The 26,002-nt window shown below is 54.5% G+C and carries 21 protein-coding genes; 13 read left to right on the plus strand and 8 right to left on the minus strand.

What is annotated here, in order from left to right; genetic code table 11:
• Positions 1-22 precede the first annotated feature (22 nt).
• Positions 23-1,234, minus strand: coding sequence for an exodeoxyribonuclease VII large subunit (gene xseA / locus FF011L_RS08680; RefSeq protein WP_145351234.1), 1,212 nt, complete (start codon positions 1,232-1,234; stop codon positions 23-25).
• A gap of 65 nt (positions 1,235-1,299) precedes the next feature.
• Positions 1,300-1,536 carry a hypothetical protein gene (locus FF011L_RS08685; RefSeq protein ID WP_145351235.1) on the minus strand — a complete coding sequence of 79 codons (237 nt, stop codon included), beginning with the start codon at positions 1,534-1,536 and terminating at the stop codon, positions 1,300-1,302.
• A 588-nt stretch (positions 1,537-2,124) separates the two neighbouring features.
• Between FF011L_RS08685 and FF011L_RS08690 the strand changes: the two genes are divergently transcribed.
• From FF011L_RS08690 to FF011L_RS08700, 3 genes are all read left to right on the plus strand, one after another.
• Positions 2,125-3,201, plus strand: a complete 1,077-nt coding sequence (locus tag FF011L_RS08690; protein WP_145351236.1) for a transposase — start codon at positions 2,125-2,127, stop codon at positions 3,199-3,201.
• A 171-nt stretch (positions 3,202-3,372) separates the two neighbouring features.
• Positions 3,373-4,548, plus strand: coding sequence for a hypothetical protein (locus tag FF011L_RS08695; protein ID WP_145351237.1), 1,176 nt, complete (start codon positions 3,373-3,375; stop codon positions 4,546-4,548).
• Between the two features lie 323 nt (positions 4,549-4,871).
• On the plus strand, positions 4,872-5,207 hold the full coding sequence (locus tag FF011L_RS08700) for a co-chaperone GroES (protein WP_145351238.1): 336 nt from the start codon (positions 4,872-4,874) through the stop codon (positions 5,205-5,207).
• 153 nt (positions 5,208-5,360) lie between these two features.
• Here FF011L_RS08700 and FF011L_RS08705 read toward each other — a convergent pair whose 3' ends face one another.
• A complete protein-coding gene (locus FF011L_RS08705) occupies positions 5,361-6,146 on the minus strand; it encodes a creatininase family protein (RefSeq protein WP_145351239.1) in 786 nt (261 codons plus the stop codon).
• 101 nt (positions 6,147-6,247) lie between these two features.
• Between FF011L_RS08705 and FF011L_RS26225 the strand changes: the two genes are divergently transcribed.
• The 3 genes from FF011L_RS26225 to FF011L_RS08720 all read left to right on the plus strand — a co-directional run bounded on the left by FF011L_RS26225 (position 6,248) and on the right by FF011L_RS08720 (position 10,357).
• Complete coding sequence (locus tag FF011L_RS26225; protein ID WP_218933089.1) at positions 6,248-7,864, plus strand: ThuA domain-containing protein; 1,617 nt, start codon at positions 6,248-6,250, stop codon at positions 7,862-7,864.
• Positions 7,865-8,024: 160 nt separating this feature from the next.
• The gene (locus tag FF011L_RS08715) at positions 8,025-8,672 is read left to right on the plus strand and encodes a sigma-70 family RNA polymerase sigma factor (protein WP_145351240.1); all 648 of its coding nucleotides are present in this window, start codon (positions 8,025-8,027) and stop codon (positions 8,670-8,672) included.
• On the plus strand, positions 8,669-10,357 hold the full coding sequence (locus FF011L_RS08720) for a serine/threonine-protein kinase (protein WP_145351241.1): 1,689 nt from the start codon (positions 8,669-8,671) through the stop codon (positions 10,355-10,357). The genes FF011L_RS08715 and FF011L_RS08720 overlap by 4 nt, the downstream gene beginning before the upstream one ends.
• Here the strand turns inward: FF011L_RS08720 and FF011L_RS08725 are convergent.
• On the minus strand, positions 10,302-11,387 hold the full coding sequence (locus FF011L_RS08725; protein ID WP_145351242.1) for a hypothetical protein: 1,086 nt from the start codon (positions 11,385-11,387) through the stop codon (positions 10,302-10,304). The genes FF011L_RS08720 and FF011L_RS08725 overlap by 56 nt on opposite strands.
• Positions 11,388-11,556: 169 nt before the next feature.
• Between FF011L_RS08725 and FF011L_RS08730 the strand changes: the two genes are divergently transcribed.
• Positions 11,557-12,111: a VanZ family protein gene (locus FF011L_RS08730; RefSeq protein ID WP_145351243.1), complete on the plus strand. Its 555-nt coding sequence runs from the start codon at positions 11,557-11,559 to the stop codon at positions 12,109-12,111.
• A gap of 4 nt (positions 12,112-12,115) precedes the next feature.
• Positions 12,116-13,126, plus strand: coding sequence for a 4Fe-4S dicluster domain-containing protein (locus tag FF011L_RS08735; RefSeq protein WP_145351244.1), 1,011 nt, complete (start codon positions 12,116-12,118; stop codon positions 13,124-13,126).
• A gap of 41 nt (positions 13,127-13,167) precedes the next feature.
• Here the strand turns inward: FF011L_RS08735 and FF011L_RS08740 are convergent, their stop codons facing one another.
• The 3 genes from FF011L_RS08740 to ykgO form a co-directional block, all read right to left on the minus strand.
• Positions 13,168-16,665 (minus strand): mechanosensitive ion channel domain-containing protein, encoded by a 3,498-nt coding sequence (locus FF011L_RS08740; RefSeq protein WP_145351245.1) that lies wholly within the window; start codon positions 16,663-16,665, stop codon positions 13,168-13,170.
• 83 nt (positions 16,666-16,748) lie between these two features.
• A complete protein-coding gene (locus FF011L_RS08745) occupies positions 16,749-16,946 on the minus strand; it encodes a hypothetical protein (RefSeq protein WP_145351246.1) in 198 nt (65 codons plus the stop codon).
• 188 nt (positions 16,947-17,134) lie between these two features.
• Positions 17,135-17,287 (minus strand): type B 50S ribosomal protein L36, encoded by a 153-nt coding sequence (ykgO, locus tag FF011L_RS08750; RefSeq protein ID WP_145351247.1) that lies wholly within the window; start codon positions 17,285-17,287, stop codon positions 17,135-17,137.
• Positions 17,288-17,427: 140 nt separating this feature from the next.
• On the opposite strand from ykgO, the gene larC reads away from it, so the two are divergent.
• The 5 genes from larC to FF011L_RS08775 all read left to right on the plus strand — a co-directional run bounded on the left by larC (position 17,428) and on the right by FF011L_RS08775 (position 22,961).
• Positions 17,428-18,621, plus strand: coding sequence for a nickel pincer cofactor biosynthesis protein LarC (gene larC, locus FF011L_RS08755; protein ID WP_145351248.1), 1,194 nt, complete (start codon positions 17,428-17,430; stop codon positions 18,619-18,621).
• On the plus strand, positions 18,599-19,486 hold the full coding sequence (locus FF011L_RS08760) for a DUF58 domain-containing protein (RefSeq protein ID WP_246109822.1): 888 nt from the start codon (positions 18,599-18,601) through the stop codon (positions 19,484-19,486). Before larC ends, FF011L_RS08760 begins: the two co-directional genes overlap by 23 nt.
• An 11-nt stretch (positions 19,487-19,497) precedes the next feature.
• Entirely contained in the window at positions 19,498-20,256 is a 759-nt protein-coding gene (locus tag FF011L_RS08765) for a YggS family pyridoxal phosphate-dependent enzyme (protein ID WP_145351249.1), read from the plus strand.
• Positions 20,257-20,327: 71 nt separating this feature from the next.
• A complete protein-coding gene (gene hemL / locus FF011L_RS08770; RefSeq protein WP_145351250.1) occupies positions 20,328-21,659 on the plus strand; it encodes a glutamate-1-semialdehyde 2,1-aminomutase in 1,332 nt (443 codons plus the stop codon).
• Between the two features lie 51 nt (positions 21,660-21,710).
• On the plus strand, positions 21,711-22,961 hold the full coding sequence (locus FF011L_RS08775) for an alpha/beta hydrolase family protein (RefSeq protein WP_145351251.1): 1,251 nt from the start codon (positions 21,711-21,713) through the stop codon (positions 22,959-22,961).
• 496 nt (positions 22,962-23,457) lie between these two features.
• Here the strand turns inward: FF011L_RS08775 and FF011L_RS08780 are convergent, their stop codons facing one another.
• Entirely contained in the window at positions 23,458-25,998 is a 2,541-nt protein-coding gene (locus FF011L_RS08780; protein ID WP_145351252.1) for a M1 family metallopeptidase, read from the minus strand.
• Between the last annotated feature and the right edge of the window lie 4 nt (positions 25,999-26,002).

A 26,002-nucleotide genomic window follows, 5' to 3' on the forward strand; every position in this document is an offset into this window, starting at 1 on the left:
CGGCGTTTGGGCTCGCAAGTCGCTATTCAATCGGCTCGATCGATTCCACTCGGCTGTGAATCGTCCCCGCAGCGACGCGGGTGCGGAGAAGGTCACCGTTGGCAATCTCGGCAAGATCGCGAACTGGTTTTTGTGATTTTGCGTCCAGCGTGACGCTATAGCCACGCGACAAAACGCCGAGTGGGCTTAACGCTTCTAGGTTTGCCGCGACGGCCCCCAGTTTTTGGCTGGACCGTTGCGTGCATTGGCGAATTGCGCGTTGAGCTCTTAAGTCAAGTTCGTCGACCCTGCGTCGCATCTGTGCTAGCGGGTCATGTGGGCGGGCAAAAACCGGGCGGGATTCTAACGAGGTTAATTGTGCGCGAGCGCGATGAAGTTGATTGGCCAGCGGACGATATAGCCGGGAATGCAAGGCACGCAGGTTTTCAAGCAAGTCATCTGCCGAAGGAATCAGCAGTTCCGCAGCTTCGCTGGGGGTTAAGGCTCGTCGATCGGCGACCAAGTCGGACAGCGTTACATCGATTTCGTGGCCAACCGCTGAGACGATCGGGAGGGAAGCGGCGGCGATCGCCCGTACAACCGATTCTTCGTTAAAGCACCACAGATCTTCCAGGCTGCCACCACCACGGCCAACGACAATGGCATCGACGGCCGGCGTAAGCCGATGTGCCGCGGCGATGCCACGCACAATGCTTTCTGCCGATCCGGCTCCTTGCACCTGGGCAGGCACGAGAACGATCTGCACCGATGCGGAGCGTCTGGCAGCAACTTCAAGGAAATCACGGATCGCAGCGCCACCGGGGCTGGTCACAAAGGCGACTCGGCGAGGGAAAGTCGGGATCGGTCGTTTGAATTCCTGAGCAAACAAGCCTTCGGCGGCCAGTTTTTCGCGGAGCTGTTGGAAGGCAAGTTGTAGACTGCCCAGTCCTTGAGGAACCGCTTTTCGGATGACCAGCTGGTAACTACCGCGTGCTGCGTAGACTTCAACGTCACCCCAGCAGATCATATCTTGACCGTTTTCGATCTTAAAAGGCAGCCTTGCCGCCGTGCTCCGCCAGATGATCGCTCGGATCTGTGACCTTGCATCTTTCAGGGTGAAGTACAGATGACCACTTGACGGGCGAGACAGATCGGTAACCTCTCCCTGCACATTTATTTTGGGGAAGCTTGACTCTAAGGTCGATTTAACACGCTCTGTCAGTTCAGAGACTGACCAAATATTGGATTGCGACATAGGGCAGATTCTACCTTGGCCGCATCCCACTTCGTCAATGGCTTGGATTGACGAATCGGCAAAATTCAATTTGAAAGAGGGTCGCTAAGGTTATCTTCAGACAGCGACAGTTCAACCAAATCGATCAGGGGAATGCGCCAATGAAACGTACGGTCCGCTTCGGCCTTGGTCATCCCGCTACGGACAAGTTTTGTGCGTCGATTCCAGGACTTCTGTATCTCCTCACATCTTGCAGCAATCTGTTCTGGAGAGGGGTCTTTCTTACCAGGTCCTAAATCGAATTCCAAATTCTGACTCACCATGGAGCACCTCACTGTTTAGAAAAGGGACCAAAAAACTATTTGGTTCGGCATGCGCCTTAATTAATACAGAAGGCAAACGCTGTTCCTAATCGCAGCAAACAGCAGGTCAAATACATCCCAGTTGTCATAAGTCTTTACCGTCAATAGCTTTGCCAGGATTACAAAGCTCAAAGCACCAGTCGAGCAAGCCACAAATCCACTGCAGCAAAACGCAACACCCCTGTCTAATTCTGCCCAACCCCAAACCGGGCCACCCACCGTCAAACCCCAAACCGGGCCACCCACCTTCAGGAAGGGGCCAGTCACTCATCAGAAAAAAAGAACGGGGCCAGTCACTGTCTACAACATGGAAAGGTGCCAGGCACTACCCATCTCAGGCACTACCCATCGCTCGCGCAGCAGAGTTCTGCCATCCAGTCCGAGCGAAAGGAGAAGATCGTCGTGATGAATGCTGGCAATCTCCCGATGATATGCGCGGACGTCGTTAAGGATGCGTTCCACGTCTCGGCCATTTGACTCTAACGAACCACCCGTTAGGATTGGTCGATGGCATTGTTGTTTTAACTTCCTTCGTCTGGGGCAGATCGAATGGCTAGGCAAAATCGTGGTGTCGTTATTAAGCCTTCCGAGGTGCAAATTGTTCATACGCACCAGCGATGCGTTCGCCGTGCGTATCTTTGTGGGCTGGATAACGCCAATGAAAAATCTTATGAGCATCGCCGAGGGTGGGTGCGTAGTCGACTGGAAGAGTTGGCTGCTGCGTTTGGTATCGAGTGTTTAACCTACGCAGTGATGAGCAATCATCTACACCTCGTTCTTCGCTCTCGTCCAGACGTTGTTACTAAATGGTCAGACATTGAAGTGGCAAAACGCTGGTTGAAAATATACCCAGGACCCAAGCCACGCAGCGGAAAACCGAAGGTTTCGTTGGAGGACAAGGCGAAGCAGTTGGCTGGGGATTCTAAACGGATTGCAGAGCTCCGGATTCGTCTGAGCAATATCAGTTGGTGGATGCGTTCGGTTTCGGAGAATATTTCTAGACGGAGCAATCTAGAGGACGAAGTGACCGGGCACTTTTGGGAAGGGCGATTTAAAGCGACTGTGTTGCTTGATGAAGCTTCGGTGCTGGCCTGCGCATGTTATGTGGACCTCAATCCCATTCGTGCTGCCATGGCGGAGTCGATTGAAAACAGTTCTTATACAGGGGCTTGCGATCGTTTGAAAGATTTGACAAGCAGCCTGCAAACTAAGTGTCCACCTGAAAAGTTTGATGAGAGACAAGAAAGTTTTAAAAATAGTGGGTGGTTAAGTCCGCTCATGATTGATGAGGCGAAGGATCCGATTGGTGCTGATCTTTGTCGCGATGGAAGGCGAGCCAGTAACAAAGGTTTCTTGAGGATCTCACTGCCGCAATATTTGGAACTGCTGGAATGGACGGGCCGACAACTTCGCGTTGATAAACGCGGAAAGATTCCTGAGTCACTTGCACCGCTGGTTGAGCGGTTGGGGGTGGATGTCGAGGGCTGGTTCTTGCTGGTTAAGAGATTTCGGAAGGTGTTTCGGCGTGCTGCTGGGACGCCAGAGAGTCTTGCAGCCGAGGCAAAGCGGCGAGGGACATCTTGGATATGTGCTCCAGGAAATCCTTTTCAGCACTTAGCGGCGTAGTGGATCGACGCTAAGCTCTGACGGTCGTGCCATATTGTCCGGTTGGTACTGGTTCTAGCGGGTGATCGTATCATGAGTCCTCGCTTTTTGTGATGCAATTTTCATAGTAGCTTCGGACGATAAGTTCACGACAAGTTTGTTCGTCCTGTCTTACATCAAATGGAATTGCTCATGCCCTTTCTTGGCGGAAGTCTTGCGTTCGAGAGATTCAGTGTCACTGGTTTTGAGGCTGGGTCATTCGGTGAAGAGCATCTTGAACTGCTTCAGCAGAACGCTGCCGGAAATGTAGAAACAGCATCTACGGAGAACGTCCATGTCGGTTTCCTTGGGGGAACTCATGTCTTCGATCAAGATTTCGATCTCGCCAAGAACCTAATCAATGAAGCCGTTCACTGTTCGGTGAGAATTGATACCAATCAAATTCCGTCGGCCATCCGCAAAGCTTGGCTGCAGATGGAACTAAACGCCATTTCAAAAGATAATCCTTCCGGTACCCCAACGAAGTCACAGCGAAAAGAGGCGAAGGAAGCGGTTGAGCAGCGATGCGAAGTTGAAGCAGCGACGGGAAAGTACCGAAAAATGCAGCATTTTCCAATGCTCTGGGACTATCGTCAGGAAACACTTTATTTTGGCGGGTCGACAGGAAATGCTAGTGGGCATTGCACCGATCTTCTCGAACGCGTTTATGAGTTGGAGTTAAGGCACATCACATCTGGTGCCATCGCTCAGGCTTGGGGAAGCGCCAATGATCGGTACGCGGAAGTTGACGATGTAGTCCCCGCGATTTTTGTCCCGACCTTACCGTACAGCGACGTGGCTTGGGCCAACGAGCACTCGAAGGTTCCTGATTTCCTTGGAAATGAGTTTCTGCTTTGGCTGTGGTGGCAGCAGGAGACGGAAACCGACACTTTTACTCTCGCCGATCAGTCGGAAATTACTTTTATGTTGGCGAAAACACTGTCGTTGGAGTGTCCGCGTGGGGAGTCCGGAAAGGAAACGATTTCAGCGGAATCACCGGTGAAACTGCCCGAAGCAATGCAGGCGGTACGGACAGGAAAATTACCGCGGAAATCGGGACTGACAATCGTTCGCGATGGTCGCCAGTTCGATTTAGTTTTGCAAGCAGAATCGTTTGGGATCAGCGGGGCAAAGATCCACCTGGAGGACGATGAAGAATTTGAGATCGATGACCGAATCGACGCGATTCGCACCCTCAGTGAATCAATTGACCTGCTGTTTCACCTGTTTTGTGAGCGGCGCACAGGGATGCAGTGGGGGAAAGATCTTGGAGGGATGATTCAATGGTTGGAATCGGCAGGGAAATCGAACGCGAAGTCGGCTGCGTAGCCCTGTAGGCCTCCGTTTGCATCGTAGTCGCCCGCGAACGGCTGCTTGACCAGGCAAGGAAACGCCTATCTATCAGAAGCGTCCTCGTTTGCTGCCGTAATTCTGGGGCTCCCTCGCGTAGAGATCAGTGAATAGAATGGCGGCTTCCCTTTCCATTTCGCTGAAAAGTGCCTGGCCCCCTTTGTGCTTTAGCTGAAAGTGGCTGGCCCCTTTCATGCTTTTGCTATTTGAAAAGTGGCTGGCCCCTTTTGCGATTGAGATGGAAGTGGCTGGCCCCTGTTGGGGCGTCTTGGCTTTTGAACTCTGTTGTGATTTCGATCTGAATGAAAAAAAAGACTGCTAGTCCTTTGGAATATGTTGAGCCTATTGGTGCACGTGTTTTGGTTCGTAAAGACGAACCTAAGCGTGAAACTCGGGGGGGGATCGCGCTTCCGGATGCTGCTGAAATCCCGACGATTACTGGGCGGATTGTTACGACCAGCGCGCTGATTCAGAATGATGAGGATGTCCCTCTGCGTCAGTACGACAAAATTTTGTTCCACCCCAAAAATGCGATCCCCGTCGATCTGGAACACGATAATCAGCTGTTTGTGGTCCCCGTCGAAGATGTGGTTGCTGTGTTTCGCCGCGGACGTCCGGACGCTGAAGTTACTGATTGATCTGCTGCCGGGCGATCTGCTCTTGTGCATTCGGGCCGCTTTGACTCGGGCCGCTCTGAATCGGGCCGCCTTGACGCGGCACGCGTTGCCGCTGGAAAAACAGATCTTTTGCAGACGGCGGGGCGGGATGAATGTCCCGAACTTCGCCATGCTTTAAAATGGAAAAGTATCGTCGATTTCGGCTGCGGATAGATCGGCTAGAAATGGGGCCAACCGCTCGACTAGCAGTTCCATGACCTGTTCCCCTTTTTCGGCGCTCGCCGCGTGTGGATTGCCTGACCCTGATTGAGTGGTCAGTAGGTGCCACGGTCGAGTTATGGAAACCCATTTCTCGTTGACGGCCTTGAACTGCGATGGTCGCACCGCCCCTTCATCGGCTCGAAGTTTTCCATCTGCATCTTTGATTACCAGTTCGGGAAAGAAGGCTAACCCCATTGAGGTTTCCATTTCGCCTGCATGGTCTTCGCGTTGGTCGAAGATTTCATCATAGCGGTCTGCAAACATCCGGAACCAATCGCAGAGGAATAGCTGGGCAGGCGTTTTGCCAGCCATTTCCCTTAGGAACGGTTTGAATTCGTTTCCGCCATGACCGTTCAGTAAGACGATCTTTCGAATTCCGCTGCCAACCAACGAGTCAACAAGATCTTTCAGGATTTGAAATAGGGTGCTGGGCTGGAGGTTGATTGCCAATGGCAATTCACGCATGTTGGTCTCGGTCCCAAATGGAATCGCCGGTAGCAGGACGATCCGGCCTCCTAGTTCATGGGCTGCCCGGCAGATGGCGTCGCCGATCGCTTCGTTCTGCAGTGTGTCGGTTGCATAGGGAAGATGTAGGTTGTGAGGCTCGGTCGCACCTAGGGGAATGACCGCAACTTGGTAGTCGGCTTCTCGGACATCTGCGAGGGTGGCTTCACCGAGCCGCCAGGGGCGAGCGTGCATGGTTTTCTCCGCGTTAGGAAAGTTTCGTAAACAGGAATGGACTACAATATCGGTCTCAAGAGACCGCTGCAGCCCGCCTCGTCCGTACTGGAGATCTTTTCGTGACACCCTGTCAATTCTTGCGTTCTGCCCTTGCCGTTGGATTTGCCTCGCTGATCGGCATTTTTGTGCTCGCGCCACAGCAGGGCGAGGCACATGATTTTTTGCTTCAACATCAGGTTGAAACGGCTCCGGAAAGTGGTCTGTATCATCGCGTCGAGCGGGCTGAAAGCTGGAAACCGTCCCAGACCGCCATCATCGTTTGCGATATGTGGGATTCGCATCATTGTTACCGCGCGGTTGAGCGCGCGACCGAGATGGCGCCGCGGATGAACGCTTTGCTGAAGAAAGCACGAGAGATGGGAGTGGTCATCATTCATGCGCCCAGTGATTGCATGGATGCCTATCAATCGCACCCGGCTCGTAAACGAGCGATGTCGGTTCCCGCCGCCAATAATTTCCCAGCTGAAATCGCAGAATGGTGCTACAAAATCCCCAGCGAAGAATTGGCGGATTACCCGATTGATCAGTCCGATGGCGGCGAAGATGACACCCCCGAAGAGCATGCGGCCTGGGAGAAAGTCTTGGTTGCCCGAGGGTTGAACCCGAAAGCCCCGTGGACGCATCAAATGGATGCGTTGGAGATCGATTCGGACCGCGACTACATCAGTGATTCTGGAACGGAAATTTGGAGCCTGTTGGAATCTAAAGGGATCGAGAACGTCGTTCTGACCGGTGTGCACCTAAATATGTGTGTGCTCGGACGACCTTTTGGGCTGCGGAGAATGGTCGCCGGCGGCAAGAATGCTGTCGTCATCCGCGACCTTACTGACACAATGTATAACCCGGCAGCTGAGCCCTACGTCAATCACTTCAGTGGTACCGATCTGATTCTGGATCATATCGAACGTCATGTTTGTGCGACAATCACTAGTGATCAAATCCTTGATGGAGAACCCTTTCAGTTTGAGGACGACGACCGGCCTCGGCTGGCAATTTTGATTGGCGAAGGCGAATATGAAACCGAAAGAACTCTTCCTGCTTATGCGGTTTCCCACCTAGGTAAAACGTATTCCGTCGATATTATCCATGCCGATGTCGATGACCCGAATCACTTCCCGGGAATTGAGCGGATTGCCAAGGCGGATGTGCTGTTGATCTCGGTTCGCCGTCGGACTCCCCCAGCGGCCGAGATGAAGGTGATTCGCGACTTCATCCAAGCCGGTAAACCTGTTGTCGGAATCCGCACTGCAAGCCACGCGTTTCTGTTGCGAAACAAGAAGCCCGCTGCCGGGCTTGCGGACTGGTTAACATGGGATGCCGACGTTTTTGGCGGCAGTTATACCAACCACTACGGAAACGAATTGTTCCCAGAAATCAGTGTGGTGCCGGAAGCAAAGGCTCATCCGATCTTGGACCAAGTGCGTCCCCTGCCCTACACGTCAAAGTGGTCGCTTTATCGAGTTTCACCATTGTTGCCGGGGACAACCGCGTTGCTGAACGGAAAGATTGAAGGCAAACCAGCGGAACCAGTCGCTTGGACATTTACCCGAGCGGATGGGGGACGATCGTTTTATACCTCTCTTGGCCACAAAACGGATTTCCAGCAGCCAGCGTTTCAGCGGTTGCTGAAGAATGGAATCGACTGGGCTGTGGAGATTCCGGTTGAGTCCAAGTAAAAGGATGCGTTGCCATCTGCAGGGGGTGTCTGGAGATGGCAAGAAAGTCGTTGGTCGGTGGCAGGTCGTCGCCTGGCGAATCGACCAAGGCGGCTAGCCCTGATTTGATCACCAGAAACGTTTCGTTTAAGTTTCCCGGTTTCCTGCTTTGGAAAGCGATATGACAGCTTCTTTGTGGCCTCAGGCGGATGGGACTGAAACGCTGCTTGCGGCTGCCCGCACCGGCGATGAAGAGGCGATCAATCAATTATTCGATCGGCACCGAGATCCCGTGCGGCGTCTGGTCCGGATGCGTTTAGATCGACGTGTTCAGCAGCGAGTCGATGTCAGCGATGTCGTCCAGGAGGTGATGTTAGAGGCGAACGGGAGGCTGCAGAACTATCTGGAAAATCCCGTGATGGCATTTCATTTGTGGATTCGCCAGATTGCCTGGGATCGCATGATCGATACTTATCGCAAACATCGCGGCAGTGCCAAACGCGACCTTGATCGCGAGCAACCACTTTATCTTGGCGGGGATGCCGAAAAATCAACTTTGGAACTTGCTGCGGCATTGCAGGATCCCCAGCTAACGCCGCAGGCGATTGCGGTGCAAAGGGAATTGGCTTCGCAGGTGAATGCCGGTATTGAAAAACTTGATGAGCAGGATCGTGAGGTGTTGTGGATGCGGCACTTCGAACACCTGACGAACCAAGAGGTCGCCAGTGCACTGGGGATCAGTGATCCTGCGGCAAGTATGCGGTACCTGCGTGCCATCCGCAGGCTGCGTGAGCAGTTGCGTGACGACAAGGATCTATCGACATCATGAGCCCTCCAGCGGATCCGCCAGGGGCTTTTGATCATGGCGCCGACGAGCACGAGCACGAGCACGAGCACGAGCAGGTGTTGGCGGAGGTTCTTTCAGGCTTGATGGATCGCGTTGCACGCGGTGAGCCGGTCGACGTCGATCAAGTCTGTCAGCAGTATCCCGAGTTGGCGGCAGAGCTGCGGGAATTATGGACCGCCGTCTTAGTGACCGATCGAACCAGTGCCTTTGAAAGTGAACGGTCCCTGTCGCAGGATTCCAGTCGCTATCAAGCCATGCAATTGCCGCGGGTGGTAGGCGATTACGAACTGCGGGAGGAGATCGGGCGTGGGGGGATGGGGGTGGTTTTTCGGGCCCGGCAAATCAGTTTGAATCGTGAAGTGGCCGTTAAGATGATCCTCAAGGGACGCCTGGCCAGCGAGTCTGATTTTCAGCGGTTTATTGCCGAAGCATCTGCGACGGCTCGGTTAACCCATCCTAATATCGTTCCTGTTTATGAGGTGGGGGATGTAGAGGGACGCCCGTATTTCAGCATGAAGTACATCGAGGGTGAAACGCTTGCCGAGCGTTTGCAGCGTGGCCCCTTGCCTCAGAGGGATGCGGCAGAAATTCTTAGTGCGATTGCCCGCGCGATTGGTGCGGCCCACCGAGCGGGGATTTTGCACCGCGACATCAAGCCCTCCAATATCATCCTTGGCAAAACTGGAGTTCCTCTGATTTCCGATTTTGGATTGGCCAAGCAATCGCACCATGAGCATTCCCTGACCAGTAGTGGCATGGTCGTTGGGACGCCTGCGTATATGTCTCCAGAGCAAGCGTCCGGCATTCGCCGAGCAATGGGGCCCACCAGCGATGTCTATAGTTTGGGCTGCGTGCTTTACCACACGTTGACCGGCCGAGCCCCGTTGGTTGCTGATTCGCCCGTGGAGTTGATGCTAAAGGTGTTGGAGCAAGATCCGCCACCGCCGAGGGTTCTCAATCCGAGTATTGACCGCGACTTAGAAATGGTTGTGGTTCGCTGTTTGCAAAAACCGCCCGACCTCCGTTATCTCAGTGCGGACTCCTTGGCAGATGATCTAGATGCGTTTCTTAATGATGAACCGGTCGCTGCGCGGAGTGGTCGATTCAGCCAAGTGATCGCACGCATGTTTCGCGAAACGCATCATGCGATTGTCCTTGAAAATTGGGGCCTGCTTTGGATTTGGCATTCGTTGGCATTGCTGATCGCCGCGGTGCTGACGTGGGGATTGCAGTTCTATGGGGTTTCCAGTCGCTGGGCTTTTGGATCGTTGTGGACCGTGGGTCTGGGAGCGTGGGCGACTGTCTTTTGGATGCTTCGCCGGCGATTGGGGCCGGTCACATTCATTGAACGGCAGACAGCCCATGTGTGGGGAGCGAGCATGATTGGTGTCGGCGTGCTGTTTCCGCTGGAGTGGCTGATGGGCCTGCCGGTGCTGACGCTATCTCCGGTGCTTGGCGTGGTCGCTTCGACGGTCTTTCTGGTGAAAGCCAGTATGTATAGCGGCCTGTTCTATATCCAAGCGGTGGTCATGTTAGCGACCGCGTTTGGCATGGCCCTGTTTCCCTCGGTCGCTCACCTGCTGTTTGGAGTGACCGCCGCCGGGTGTTTCTTTATTCCGGGCTGGAAGTATTTTCGTCAGCGTCAACGGTCGGTTGATGCAACTTAGAGTTGTCGCGGAATGCAGTGATCACTTCGATTTCTTGATCGTTTGTGTCGCGTCGCAGAAGCAGGTAGATACCGGCAATCAACGACCAAAGCATGAGGACCGAGAAAACTTGGGGGAGATGCATGATCAGGGACTGCGTGAGGACGGGAACCGCCTGTTCACCCTGCCCCGTTTGATAGAATCGCTGCGTAATATTCCAGCCCACTTCACAGACCCCGTGGACAAGCTGAACCGCTATCCAGTGGATGGCAAAACCAACCAGCAGGTAAAAAGCCAAATGTACCGGACGACGAAACGTATACTCGTATCCACGACTAAGCGCATCAAACGTATCGCATTCGTCTTCGGCAAGCAGCGATGCCCAGGCAAGTGGGACTGCGAATAGGGATCCAAATCCCAGGACCCCTGCGGCCAACAGGAACGGCGTTAAGAAAAGCGATGCAATATCGCCAAGCGTTCCCGAAATCCGGCCGAGAAATCCTGCCAGCAGGAACAGCGCAGCGACAAGTACCGCCGCAAGCATGGGGATTAGCATCACCGATAGCATTGCGATCGCACGTTCCGCAACCAAGCGACAGCTATCAAGCATCCCCAGCGGTGCGCGTTCGGCGCAACTGCTGAGGCTCCGGCGAAGCACAAGGCCAAGGGGAACGAACCACAGCACGGCAACGAGAACCTGCCGCAACACGATCCAGCCAATGTTGGAATCGGGACCTAGCCCACCAACGGCGGTCGCTGGACAGGCTGTGTATTCGGCGGCCCAAAGGAATCCGCTCGCCGGGCGGTTAAAGTAGTGTGAAAAGGGGTCTTCAACCAACAGCGGAAGATGCAGGCCGGGCCCGTCGATTCCAATCCCGGTTTGAATCGCTGCGGTTCCCCAAAACGCAAGGCAACCGAGTATCAACAGCGGGATTGAAAATGCAGGGGCAAGCGTTCTTAGCAGCACCAGGGGGGAGACCGCGTCGGACCAGCGATATAGTTTAGGGAGAAGCCCCGGGGCGGACTCCCGAGATGAGGGTGCAGCGGTCACAGCAAATTTTCAACCAAAGGGGAAACCTGGAGCAAGTCACGAAGTATTGTAGTGAATTCTGACTTCCCTGAGCGGAAAACTCTACCCCATAGCGGTTTGCGGGAATCGTGATCTGGAGGCTTTCAGATTTGAGGTGGCAACGCCGTGTCGCTGTTTGCTACTTTCCACCTTGGCTCTCCGTTCAGAATTCCTAGATAAGCAAACCGATCACATGCAATTTCTCGTCCGTATGACCGTTTTTGGGATCCGGTTAGCTCCGATATTGCTTGTGGCCTACTGGATTATGCTGTTCACCGGGACTCATCTGCCACGAGTCCCGATGCCAGCGATCCGAAATTTGGACAAAGTCCAGCATTTTGTCGCTTTCAGCGGTCTGGCCTTTTTGTTGGCCTGGAGTATCCCCACGCGAGCCGGGGGCGTTTGGAAAAAAGCGGGGATTGCCTTTTCGGTCGCCGTTGTATACGGCATTTTCGATGAATTGACTCAGCCGTTTTTCGGGCGGAATCGGGAACTCGCTGATTTTTTTGCGGACTGCTTGGGCGCGTTGTTTGGGGTTTGGAGCTACCTTCTGCTGCGTCGCTTCCTCTACCGAAAGATCTCCTCGCCGCCATTGCGGGATAAAAAGCCCGAGACATCGGCCGGGCCGGTTCTTGACTATGAAGCAGCTATCAATAATGTTGGTGAGTTGCCGGGGAAACCAACCATGCAACGCCTGAGTTCCTGACATTGTGATTCAATCGCTATCCTCTCCAACATTCACGATTGTCGTTTCCAAAGGACAATCTAGGGCTCCCGATAAGCGAAGTCTGGAAGCGACGGTTGCCGAAGCGGCAGCAACGCGTGCGGGAGTGGACGTCCTTGTCGTTCCCCATCTGTACGATCTTGCCCCGAAAGGTGAGACGATACAGCGTTTGCGAGCGATCGAAGGGGATATCATCCTGCTGACGTGGATTTTCCCGAGGGCGGCCCATTGGGTCTTTGACCGAGCCGGCATTCGGGGCCAGTTCGGCGAAGTTTCGCTGAAGGAAGTTTTGGACGAGGATGAGGAAGAAGAGCCAACCGATCCGGAGGCAATGGACGAGAATCCGCTTACCGAAACGGTTCTTGAGGATCACCCGCGTCCCGATCGGCGAATTTTTACGCTCGATCTGCGTTTGGCGACCGATCCGCAAACCTACCTCGATGAAATCGACCGGATTTGTGGGCTGGAGGCGACGCCATCAACCGCGTCTGCCGTAAAGCAGGCCGAACCGGGTGGGCTATTTCAGATCGAAGAGCCTACCAATCGGCGGTGGTACCCGGTCATCGATTTCAGTCGGTGCACCAACTGCATGGAATGTATTGATTTCTGTTTGTTCGGCGTTTATGGCGTCGATGATGTGGAAACCATTCTTGTCGAACAACCCGACAGCTGCCGCAAAGGATGTCCCGCATGCAGTCGCGTCTGCCCTGCCAATGCGATCATATTTCCGCAGCACAAAGCTCCCGGGATTGCGGGAAGTGCTGCCGTGGATGGTGGCGGTTTAAAAATCGATCTCTCGCTGCTGTTTGGGGCCCCCGACAAGGACGAGGATCCTATCGCGACCGCGGCACGCGAGCGGGACGAACAGTTGTTGCTGGCGGGCCGCAATGCCGTTGGCATCGATGATCAGTTGGCGAAACGCCAGGCGGACATTCAGGCTGGCCCGGCCGATGAGCTGGACCAGTTGCTGGACGAACTGGATGCGTTGGATCTGTAAGTCGCTGCTGAAGCGACCACCACTCGGGACCTGACGGCAAATTAGGTTTCCTTGCCGACGTCGTCTAGTTTCGAAGCGGTTTCAGCCAGGTTCTCTTGAGGAGCAGCAGCAGCTGGTTGGTGCCAGTTGTCTGGAATGCTGCGGATATTGAGATCCCGTTGTGGGAATGCGATTTCAATGTTGGCTTCTCGGAATCGGCGATCGATTTCCATGTGCAGTTCGTGGATGGTTTGCAGGCGGACTTCAAGGCTTGGGACGAAGCATCGAATCGTAAAGTTCAGCGTGGAATCCCCGAATTGCTCAAAGGTGATCACGTTGCGAAGGCCCGGTTGCGCGGTCGGATGCCGCTCAACGATCTCTGCTAGGATTTTGCAGACCTTTGTGGTGTCACTTCCATAGGCGACGCCTACGTCCACTTGGACTCGGCTGACCGTGTCGCTTAGCGACCAGTTTACCAGCGTCCCAGTAATCAGGTTCTTATTGGGAACGATCACTTCCTGCCGATCCCAGTTGGTGATCGTTGTGGCTCGCATGCGGATCTTGGAAACCGAACCGGTTTCGCCGTCCAGGGTAATGACATCGCCCACTCGGATCGGTTGTTCAAATAGCAGGATGATGCCGCTGATAAAGTTTGCGAAGATTTCCTGCAGGCCAAATCCTAAGCCGACCCCCAAGCCGGCGACCAACCACTGCACGCTGCTCCAGTGCAATCCGAGGATTTTTGCGGTGACTAGCAGTCCGATCGTTGCCAAGAGGTAGCTGCTGAGGGTTGTGATCGCATAGCGGACCGCATTTTCTAGCGGCAAGCGTTGAAGGATGATTGTTTCCAGCAGTCCGGGAGCGTTTCGCACAACAACCAGGGTCAGGATCAGCATCGGGACGGCGAACAACAGGTTCGTCATCGTGATTGTTTCGAGGATCGTGCCGTCGTTTGCTTTAATTGTCCAGAGCGTGACCGCATCCAGGAAACCAAGCGCGGGCAGGACCGGGGCCCAGACTCGATACAAGCCAAACAGGACAAGCACGAACAGGCCCGCGTGAAGCAGGCGTTGGGTTTGGGCGCTGATGTCGGCAACATCGACGGCCTCGGTTTCAGGCAATTCAACCGTTCCCGGTTCACTGGCCATTCTTTCGGCCGCCGCGACCCGTTCCAGAGCCCTTGCTTTCATCTGTTGGATCGCGATCCGCCGGCGAGAAATCAAGAGCCACCGGACGGACAAGCCCGAAACAATTGTCACTGTCGTGGCGATCCAGATCGTGCGGTAAAAGCGGAAGGATAGCTGGGTTGCCGAATAGCTATAGCCAATCATGCAAAGGACTGCCAAGCCAATCGGAATGAGGACCAGAAGAGGGCGCCACAGCCACCATAGCTGCGAAACCCAACCGTGTGAATTTCCTGCGAAATAATGTGATGCGACCCCACGTTTTGGGTGGGAGATCGCCCAGAAAACGGTCGCCACGACCAGCATCGCCGTTGCGAAAAAGAGCCGAGACAAACTGAGCAGATCCGCGTCGACTTCATCGCCACCTTCAAGGACGCGCCACAAAAAGATAAGCGGGGTAACGACATTGATCATCCACCACAGGGCCCGTCGAATCGGGGTGATCACACTTGGGGGCCAGGCGAAGTGATCGGTCGCTAGTCCGCCTTGCCGGACCACCTGACGGAGGAATTCCAGCGGAAGGATCACAAAACCGGTGACGATCAGAGCGTGTCCGATGTGCTGTAGGTAGACGATGGAGTTCAATTTTGCAGAGAGCAACCAGCCAGGACCAATCAATGCAACCGAAACAGGAATCGCTAAGATCAGGGTCCATAGAACGGATGTGAACGTCGGCTTCATGGCGCTTGCCATGCGGTGAGAGGCAGCTGCACCTAACGCGGCCAGACGTCGTTTGGCATGCCCGCGAAGATAGGTTAGGCCGGCCAAGAGGACTGCCCAGCTGATCGATTCGACAGGGTATTCCATCGGCAATCGCCAGCTCGCTTGTCCTAGAAGCGCTAAATGCTTCCGCCCGATTAGCCATTTTGTGGCGTCATCCAAACTGTCTAGATCCTTCAGGCTGTACGGGGCAGCACTGCGGACCCATAGCAGGTGTTTGCTGATCAGTTGCCGATAAGTGCGTACTTGGCTTGCATAGGATTCCTGGGTCACGTCCATTGGCACCAAGGTTTCAATGACCAGTTCCTCGGCATCACGCAACATTTGGCGGAGCATGTCCCGTTCCATCGCGCTCGCTATGGCTTCCGGTGAATTGGGAATCGTTTCGGGACGGGAATCAATGTCCTCTAGGCGAGCTTCGATTTGGGTCAGGGTGGATTGCGCTGCTTCGACCGCTTGGGTGTTGTCGGATGCCGCGATGAGGAGAGTCGCATTGGAGGGGAGCTTGGCTTGTTTGCGTTGCAGTAGGTAGCCGACCGAACGGCTGAGCCCGCGGCTGGTGTCGAGGTCGGTTTGGACCAGTCCCTCGATCTTCTCGTAATCCTGTTTAAGTGCCGACAGTTTGCTGGTTAAGGCAATGGATTCCGATTTCTTCGTCGCCGCTTCCGAAACGAGACTCCGCCATTCGGCGAGCAGTTCGATCGAACCGGCAGCATCCTCTCGGTATTGCTCGGAGGTCGAATTGCTCAGGCGGTTGTATTTGTTGATCTGAGCCGTGATCAGGTCGGCCTGCTGGGCTGCGGCAGACTGCACCAGTTTTCCCAGCTGATCCTGGGTGGCGGCGATCTTCTTGCGGTACAGTTCCTGCTGGGCGGGTAGCAGTTCCGACTGCGCCTGGTAGGTCGCAAGTTTTTGCCTTGCGACGGCAATTTCTTGCTGCGCCGCGGCGATGCTAACCGCTTTTTCGATTCTTGCTGCTTCTTTGACGAAGGGAGAAACGTCTTCGGCCAGTGGCGGTGCGGCGTTTAGCGTTTGGATCTTGTTCTGAAGCTCCGTAACCTGGGCTGGAATTCGGAGCGCGTCTTCTTTGCGGGTGCGAATTTCCGTCGAGATCAAATCGAGCAAATTCTGTAGTTCGGTTAAGCTGTCGCTCAGGCGATCCTTTTCATCCTCGATCTCTTCCATCGACGAGTTTCGAGTCGCAGAGACCTCGATTTCGATCGGATTGGCTAGTGCTTCTTTGGTATTGGCGAGCTCTTTTTTAGCGGAAGCCGCGCTCGCTTCCAGTTGGCTTGCCGCCGCCTGTAGTTCGGCGATTTGAGTTAAAGCTGTGCTGGCATTTTTGTATCGTTCAAGGATTTTGCCGCGCAGTTCGTCTTCGATCGCGGTGTTGGCTTTGATCTCCTCGGTCGTTTTTTGCAGTTCTTCCTGCGTCGGCAGGGCCGTTGCCTGCGTCTGCACCGGCTTTAGCGGCGCGGGTTGAGCCGGATCGATCGGGCCGTTGAGAGACGGTTGCTGCTGAGCTCCTGCGACGTTTACGAGCAGGCAGGTGAGGAGAATCCCCAGAGCCATCGACCAAGGGCCGGATTTTGGTCGAGGCGAAGAAGCAGGTGCCAGGGTCGTGAAAGAGTGAAACTGGCTTGAGCAACACGTCATGGCTAATCCGTTGGGCCAAATGAAATGGATTCAATTGGCTTAGTATGGATTCCCGGTGGCGAATGGCCAATCCACCAGGTTGGCTATGCGGCGTATTTTCCCGTTTCGATTTCTGCCGAATCCGTTTCGGTGACGCCCATTTCCTTCAGCAAGGCAGAAACCTTGGCGTCCAGTTCGTCGATCTGGGCCAAGACTTCATCTTGGCGACGCTCCAGTTCCTCAAGCAATCCGCCGGGGGCTGAGCTGGAGTTGGTTTCTGGCGAAGAATTAAGAGCCGACATGCGCTAAGACCCGAACGCGAAAGAGATGTCTGTGCGACAAAGGCACACGACACCAATCGGCGATCGGCGAGGCTTATCTGACTCGGACCCGCGAGGTTCGCGTCACGTAAAGAGCGATGTTTGCGGGTTTTTTTGAGTTTAGGTAATCTGCGGCGTCCTTGCGGGATCGCCGCCGTCAAACCTGGGTTTTATCGGCGAGCTTTCTTAACTTTTGCGCCACCCTGGCGAACTTTAAAGCGTGGATTGCTTTTGCAAATCACGTAAACACGGCCACGACGACGGACAACTTGGCAGTCAGGGTGGCGATATTTTAGGGCTCCGATTGAGCTTACGACCTTCATAGGACTTCTCTTATGGTTCGATTTCGACTGATAAACTATTTGAATTGGGGGCTCGGCAGCGACCCAAGTAACGATCAGAATCACGGATTCTACTAAAAGGCCACCTCAAGGCAACGCCACCTTTGAATTTCGGGGTTCCGATGCGAATAGCATATTTTGATTGTTTAAGCGGAATTAGCGGTGATATGACTCTAGGAGCACTAATTGACGCCGGAGCCTCGCTGGAAAAAATTCGCGAGGGAATCCGAAGTTTAGGGCTCGGAGAGGTGCAAATCGGCGTTGAAGAGGTGCACAAATGTGGATTTCGGGCGATTCAGGTCTCGATTGAGCATCCTCCGGAGCACGCACACCGACACCTTCATCATATTGAAGCGATGATCGACCAAGCGGAGGCGATTCGTCCAGCTGCAAAAGAATTAGCGAGGCAGATTTTTACCGCTTTGGGGGAAGCCGAAGCGAAAGTGCATGGCACGACGCTAAAAAAAGTCCACTTCCACGAAGTCGGAGCGATCGATTCGATTGCGGATATCGTCGGGACCGCGATCGCGATGGATGATTTAGGGATTGAAGCGATTGAGGCATCGGCGGTTCCGACCGGCTGTGGATCGATCGAAATTGCTCACGGTCGGGTTTCGGTGCCGGCCCCTGCGACGGCGGAGCTGCTGCGAGGGATCCCGATCGCACCTTGTGATATTGATTTCGAACTGACGACGCCGACCGGGGCCGCGATCCTGAAGGCAACGGCTCGTCGCTTCGGTTCGTTGCCCAGCATGACCCCCGAATCGGTCGGCTATGGGTCGGGGCAAAAAGACCTAGAGGGGCAGGCGAACGTCTTGCGTGTGTTGATCGGAGAGTGTGTCGAGACCGATCCCTGTTGGCCGGTCGAATACGACCGTGTGACGGTTCTGGAAACCAATATCGACAACACCACCGCGGAGGACCTTGCAGCGGCGACGCGTCAATTGATGGAAGCAGGGGCCGTTGACGTTTATCAAACGCCATGTCTGATGAAGAAAGGCCGGTCAGGCGTCTTGTTGACCGTATTGTGTGGAGACGGAAGGGCTGTCGAGCTGGAGCGTTTGTTGTTTCAGGCAACCGGAACGATTGGGATTCGTCGCCATCGAGTCGATCGGCACAAACTGCCCCGCCGCGAAGCGAGCCGCGAAACGACGCTTGGTCCTGTGGCAGGCAAGGAATGTCAGCTCCCCGATGGGAACTGGCGATTTGCCGCGGAGTACGAGGCACTGCGAACGATTGCCGAATCGCGAAACCTGTCCGTCCACCAGGTCCGTTTATTGATTGATTCACCCAGTGATCGCAGTACCGATGTTTGACGCCGAGTTTCTCAAACGGTTGGAATACCTTTCGCTTCTCTCCAAGCAAGCTTTCAATGGGAAATTGCTTGCTCAGCGGCGGAGTAAACGAATTGGCAGCGGGATCGAATTTGCTGACCATCGCGACTATCTGTATGGCGATGATTTGCGGTACCTGGACTGGAACGTTTTTGCACGCCACGGAGACCTGCTGTTGAAGCGGTTTCAGGAGGAGGAAGATCTGCACGTCTACCTGCTTCTGGACGCAAGCGCCAGCATGGACACGGGCGAGCCGAATAAATTTCGATTCGCTCGGCAGATTGCAGCGGCTCTTGCCTATATCGCGTTGGCCGATATGGATCGTGTGAGCGTCGTTGCCTACGATCACAAAATCGTGAACACCTTGCCGCTGATGCGTGGCAAAAACAATGTGCTGCGGTTGCTTGAGTTCCTTGAATCTTTGTCTGCCGGCGGAGAGGGTACGGACTTAAAGGCCGTGGTCGATGATTTTTCACGACGAGCCAGCAAACGTGGTTTGGCGTTGGTGATTAGTGACCTGTATGACCAGGAAGGATTTCAGGCGGGGATCGATCGCCTGCGTCATCAGCGATTTGACCCGCATGTGATTCAGGTTCAGTCTCCACAGGAGGTTTCTCCGCCATGGCTTGGAGATATCGAACTGGTCGACGCGGAAACCGGTCGACGTTCCAATCGAACGATCACCCAGGAGGCACGGCAGCGGTACCTTGATCGCTTCGCTTTGTTCAATGAATCGGTCGAGAAATACTGTCACTCGTACGGTCTAAGCCATGCTCGGGCTACATCCGATGTCCCCTTTGATGCGGTATTGTTAAAGATGATGCGAACCGCGAATTTTACTCAATAGATCGTGATTTGATGCTTGAATTTCATGCTCCGCTTCCCGCTGCGACCGTCGCCCGCGTGCGAGACAACTGGCTGTCGCTCCAGGCCGACGTCGCCGCTGCAGCCCAGCGTGCCAACCGCCAACCCGATTCCATTCGTGTGGTTGGCGTTACCAAATACGTCGATCCTGAAACCGCCGCTTGTTTGCCTGCGGCCGGTTGTCTGGATCTGGGCGAAAACCGGCCGCAGATGCTATGGGAAAAACATGCTTGGCTGCAGGAACACGCGATCGATGCAGCTCCGGTCCGCTGGCATTTAATCGGACACCTGCAACGCAATAAGCTGCGACGCACCGTCCCTTGTTTGGAGCTTCTGCATAGCGTCGACAGTCTTCGCTTGGCGACATCGCTGGGGGAGCAGACCGCCGGCAAGGCACTTCGTCGTATTCCGCTGCCCGTCCTGCTAGAGATCAATATCAGCGGAGAGGACGCGAAAACGGGGCTTACCCCTCAAGAAGCACGGGATGTCTTGGAGGCGACGCTGCCATACGATGGAATCCAGGTGATCGGATTGATGGGCATGGCGGGTTTTTCCTCCAGCCCCAAACAGGCACAAGCTGAATTCGCTCAGCTACGATGCTGGCGAGACGCCTGGCAATCCGAATTTGGTCTGTCCCTCCCCGAGCTGTCGATGGGGATGAGTGGCGACTTTGAAGCGGCGATTGCCGAAGGAGCGACCCTCTTGCGGATTGGCTCTAGGTTGTTCGAGGGAATCGAACGGAGGCCAGCGTAACGGCTGGTTTTATCAATCAAGATCGTCAAGATATCAAAACATCAACGTTCCACTTTAACGCAAAAATTGTCATGACCGATTCAAAATCAACTTCAGCAAACTCGTTGGCTCATCAAGCAGGACCCGCTAGTCAGGCTGCATTCGAACGAGCTTGCAAGCTCATGCCTGGCGGTGTGAACAGTCCTGCACGAGCCTTTGGTGCTGTTGGGGGATCGCCGCTCTTTGTCAAGCAAGCTTCCGGAGCTTGGCTGGAAGATATCGATGGAAATCGCTTCCTGGATTTCATTGGCTCTTGGGGCCCGATGATTTTAGGACACGCCCATCCGCAGGTGATCGAAGCGATTCAGCAGGCGGTCGTACGAGGGACCAGTTACGGGGCACCGACGGAAGCGGAATCGGGACTGGCTGAACAGATCATCGAAGCGGTTCCAAGCATCGAACGTGTTCGCTTGGTCAATTCGGGCACCGAAGCGACGATGAGTGCCATCCGGGTCGCTCGCGGTGCTACGGGGCGAGACAAGGTGATCAAGTTCGCGGGAAATTATCACGGTCATGTCGATAGCTTGCTGGTTGCAGCGGGGAGTGCCGCAGCGACGCTGGGAGTCCCCGATTCGCCGGGTGTTACGTCGGGAGCCACTGAGGACACGATTGTGCTCCCCTACAACGACGCTCAGGCGGTTGCCGACGCTTTGCAAACCTATGACGGGCAAGTTGCGGCGATCATTCTGGAGCCGGTTGTTGGGAACATGGGGTGCGTCCCGCCGGAACCAGGTTTCTTGCAGCAACTGCGAGACCTGACGACGGCAGCCGGGACGATTTTGATATTTGATGAAGTGATGACCGGATTCCGGTTGGCCTATGGTGGGGCTCAGGAATATTTCGGTGTGACTCCCGACATGACAACGCTCGGGAAGATCGTTGGCGGTGGTATGCCTCTGGGAGCCTACGGAGGCCGTGCCGATATCATGTCTCAGGTCCTGCCTGCCGGTCCCGTTTTTCAAGCGGGGACGTTAAGCGGAAATCCGGTTGCGGTGGCAGCGGGAAGTGCAACTCTGAAACAGCTGAAAGAAAACCCGCCGTACGCTCAGCTTGAGGAAATGGGAGCTCGATTGGCTACGGGGCTGTCGGCGGCTGCCGCCGCTGCGGGGTTGCCGTATCAGCTTCAGCGAGTTGGCAGCATGATGACGCTGTTCTTCAACGAAGCTCCGGTTCGCAATTGGGATGAAGCCGACCGCAGTGACCGTAAGCGGTTCGCTGACTATTTCTGGGGGATGATGAAAAACGGGATCTACATGCCTTGCAGTCAGTTCGAAGCGCTCTTCTTCAGCCAAGAGCATGGGGCAAGCGAAATGGATCAGACCATCGAAGCTGCCCACAAAGTCTGTGCGGACCTAGTAAAATAGCCTCCTAAAGCTCCCTTTTGCCTACTAGATCTTTACTGCCAGAGTCTTCCCATGAAACTTGCTGCTTTCTGTTTTTGTCTACTTGGATTGACTTTCCTAAGTCACGGCTGGGGGGATCAGCCCTGGGCAGCCGATCCAGAGTTTGTGGAAAAGAAGATGGCCAAGAGTGGCGGATTTAACTATCGCGAAGCGGATGTGCCGGAATACCAATTGCCGGAAATTCTCAAGAATGAAGCGGGAGAAGTGGTTACCGCTGGCGATTGGCCTGCACGGCGTAGTGAATTGATGGAACTGTTTCGTGAGCACGTTTATGGCCGCCGGCCAGACGTCCCTTATGAAGTTCGATTCGATGTTGTGCATGAGCAGAAGGGGATTTGGGATGGTGCTGCGAATGCTCGAGAAGTGAAAGTGCGGATCCTTGCTGGCGGAAGCGAGTACTCGTATACGTTGCTGGTCTTTGTACCGATTCTGGAGGGCGATAAAGCAGCGAAGCCGTTGCCAACGATCATTCATTTGAACAACCGCGATTTTCCGGATTTCGAAAAAGCGATCGCGGAGCCTGACGATTTCTGGCCGGTTCGAATGATCTGCGAACAAGGGTTTGTAGCGGCTGCTGTGTCGACCAAGCAAATTGATCCCGATGCGAAGAACCGATTTGATGATGGGATTCGTGGCTTTTTGGCGAAGGCTTCGGGGCAGAAACCGACACCGTCCTCGTGGGGAGCTCTTTCGTCTTGGGGCTGGGGCGTTAGTCGTGCAATCGATTACTTGCTGACCATGCCGGAAGTCGACAAAACACGGATCGCGATGGTCGGGCATTCTCGAGGCGGGAAAGCGGCGTTGTGGGCCGCGGCAGAAGATCCAAGGATTGCGATCGCGTATTCCAACAATTCAGGCTGCGGTGGAGCCGCTTTGTCACGACGCCAGTTTGGTGAGACCGTTGACCGGATTACGACTTCGTTTCCGTACTGGTTCTGCGGACGGTTTCGTCAATACGCAAATCAGGAAGCCAAGTTGCCGGTCGACCAACATCAATTGGTCGCCTTGGTGGCTCCGCGGGCGGTCTACATAACCAGTGCCACCGAAGACTTGTGGGCCGACCCTCATGGTGAATACCTAAGTCTGATTGAGGCCGCTCCGGCATTCGAGCTATTGGGCGAGGAGTCGATCGTTCAGCCCACCATGCCTGCCGCAGACAAACAGCGAATCGTCGGCAAGACCGGCTACCACATCCGAACGGGCGGACACGGATTGACCCCCTTTGATTGGCAGCAATTCATGCAATTCGTCAAAGCCCAGTAGAGCCGGCTTAGTGATTGTCGCCTGTCGCTTGGAACGTGAAATTTAACATTGGCGATTACTGTCGTGCGGCAAAGTTTCAAGGCCTCCCATACTTTTTAGGCCCGAAGGGTCGACACAATCACTGCCGGGGGTGAAGCCCCCGGTTGGGGAAAAAGTGCCAGCGAAAAGGCCCGAAGGGCCGACACAAAGACAGAGGGGAATGCGTCCAAATAACGCAACTTCAAAACGCGTTAGCAAGGAATTGTATGAACTGAACGCGATCCCTCGCTGACGCAGCGAGTTGGGATCTTTTGGTGCATTGCTGCACTTCAGCAGCCTATCGGGAAACCGTCAGCAATACTTTCACGTCCCCCGCGAAAGGCTGCAATATTTCGCCGCTTTCGATTAAATCAACAAGCCGCGAGCCGTCCGGCCGTCACGTAGAAAACACAACGTATTTGCCGTGCGGCTTGCGCCGCTCCGCATTTCACCGGATCACCTGTGAAGATATTTCGGGCTAAGACTTGGCCGCGGCTTTAGGCTTCTTCTTTTTCGCAGGCTTCTTCGCCTCCGGTGCCTTAGCGTCAGCCTTCTTCTTGGCATCGGCCGCCTTCTTCACTTCAGCCTTTTTCTTAGCATCCTCTTCCGCTTGCTTCTTGGCATCGGCTGTCTTCTTAGCCTCCGCTTCAGCCTTCTTCTCCTCGGCTTCGTCTAGCTTCTTTTGCCGTTGCATTGGGTTACTGGAGGAGCGTGAAGACTTGTAGAGTTTGAAGCGACTGGGGACCAGTTTAGGTGGCCAGTGGTTGTTGTTGGCTTCGACGTCTGCGGTCTGGCCGCGTGGGTCGACTTCCAAGCTTCGGATGGATTTGTCCGTGATGATCAGCTTGTTGACGGTCTTTGAGTTTTGACGCCAGATTTCAGCGGGGTAGGCCTTGGTTTCTTGGCTTCCGTCTTCATAGGTGATCCCCAGGATGATCGGCATCACGACACCCCCTTCGTTGTTAAAGCGGACGACGTAGAACTGCGTCTTTCGCTTCAGCAATTTGTTCTCTTTGTCATCAAGCGATTCAAGATACTTTTGAAACGACTTGCGAGCTTCTTCGGTGACTTCGTTTTCGTCTTGATCGTTATAGAAATCTTTCAATCCTGGAAATAGCTCGACACGCCTTGGCAGGTCGGCATTCCGTTCTACCGAGAGCGATTCCCGCTTGCCTTCTTTTTCGATGCGTTTTCGTTCGGCCGCTTCATCCGGGTCACCGGGATCGATCTCGTATAACTGAACCGATTCGATTCCGATATCGACATGGTCGGTGCTGTAGAACCAGCCTCTCCAGAACCAGTCCAAGTCAACGCCTGACGCGTCTTCCATCGTGCGAAAGAAATCGGCAGGGGTTGGTCGTCGGAACTTCCAGCGACGGGCATATTCGCGAAACGCAAAATCGAATTGCTCGCGGCCCAGGATGGTTTCTCGCAGAATGTTCAGTGCGGTCGCGGGCTTGGCATAAGCATTGTTGCCAAACTGAAGGATCGATTCGCTGTTCGTCATGATGGGAACTTGATTGCTGCTTCGCATGTAGCTTGCAATGTCGCCCGGTTCACCTCGACGTGATGGGTAGTTCTCTTCCCATTCTTGCTCTGCCAAGTATTGCAGGAAGGTGTTCAACCCTTCGTCCATCCACGTCCATTGGCGTTCGTCGCTATTGACGATCATCGGGAAATAGTTGTGTCCGACTTCGTGGATGATCACGGAGATCAACGCGTACTTGGTTTGTTTCGAATAGGTGCCGTCTTTTTCCGGACGTGGTCCATTGAAACAGATCATCGGATATTCCATTCCATAGACCGGTCCGTTGACGCTGATCGCGGTGGGATAGGGGTACTCGAAGGTGTACCGGTTGTAGACGTTCAGGGTGTGAACAATCGAATGCGTGGAATAGAGGCTCCACAGCGGTTCGGCCTCGTTTGGGTAGTAGGACATCGCCATCACTCGTTTGTCACCGATTGGATGGCCTACCGCATCCCAGATGAATTTTCGGCTGCTGGCGAAAGCGAAATCTCGCACGTTCTCTGCATGGAAGACCCATGTCTTGGTCTCTTTTGCCCGGGAGGATTCGTTTTCTTTCGCTTCCTCTGGGGTGATAACGAACATCGGTTCTTTGGCGGTTTTCGCTTTGTTGAACCGTTCTCGCTGGGTGGCGTTCAGGACTTTGTCTGCATTCTGCAGTACGCCGGTCGCGGCGACCACATGGTCCGCGGGTGTCGTGATCCGAACTTTATAATCGCCCAGTTCCAGCGTAAATTCGCCGCGTCCGAGAAACTGTTTGTGCTGCCAGCCGGTGTAATCGGTAAACGCGACGGCGCGAGGAAACCATTGGGCGATTTCGTAGATGTAGTTCTTGTCATCGGGAAAGTATTCGAATCCGCTGCGAGCGCGGATGTGTTTGCTGTTCACGATGTTGAACGCATAGTCGATGCTTAGGCTGGCGGTTTTGCCTGGTTTGATCGGGGCCGGCAGATCGATCCGCATCATCGTTTTGACGATCGTGTAGTCCAGTTTGTTTCCCTTCTTGTCCTCCACGCGGCTGATCTTGTATCCCCCCTCAAATTCTCCGCGGGCAAGCAGGGCTTCCAGGGTGGCGAACCCGACTCGACCTGAAAGCGAAGGAGCGGTTGCCGTCAGCACCGCGTCCGATTCGGGTTCAAATTGATTCTGGTCCAATTGCAACCAGATATAGCGGAGCTCGTGCGGAGATTGATTGTGGTAGTCAATCTGGACGGTCCCTTCCAATCGCTGATGCTGGTCGTCCAGTTTGACATCGATCTGATAGTCCGCACGCTGCTGCCAGTAATTGGGCCCCGGTTCGCCCGCGGCCGTGCGGTACATGTTCGGAGTCGGCAGCCATTCTTCCAATTGGCGGAAGGCATCGGGCTGGTTTTCAAATTTGTTATTGGGTAGCGGTTGTGCGGACGCTGGGAGGACGCCACTTATCGAATACAACAGGCCGACAAAGAACAAACAGGCGGCACGAAACGCGAACGAGCTAGCGATGGAATTCATGATG

It is taken from the genome of Roseimaritima multifibrata (assembly GCF_007741495.1).
Taxonomy (GTDB): domain Bacteria; phylum Planctomycetota; class Planctomycetia; order Pirellulales; family Pirellulaceae; genus Roseimaritima; species Roseimaritima multifibrata.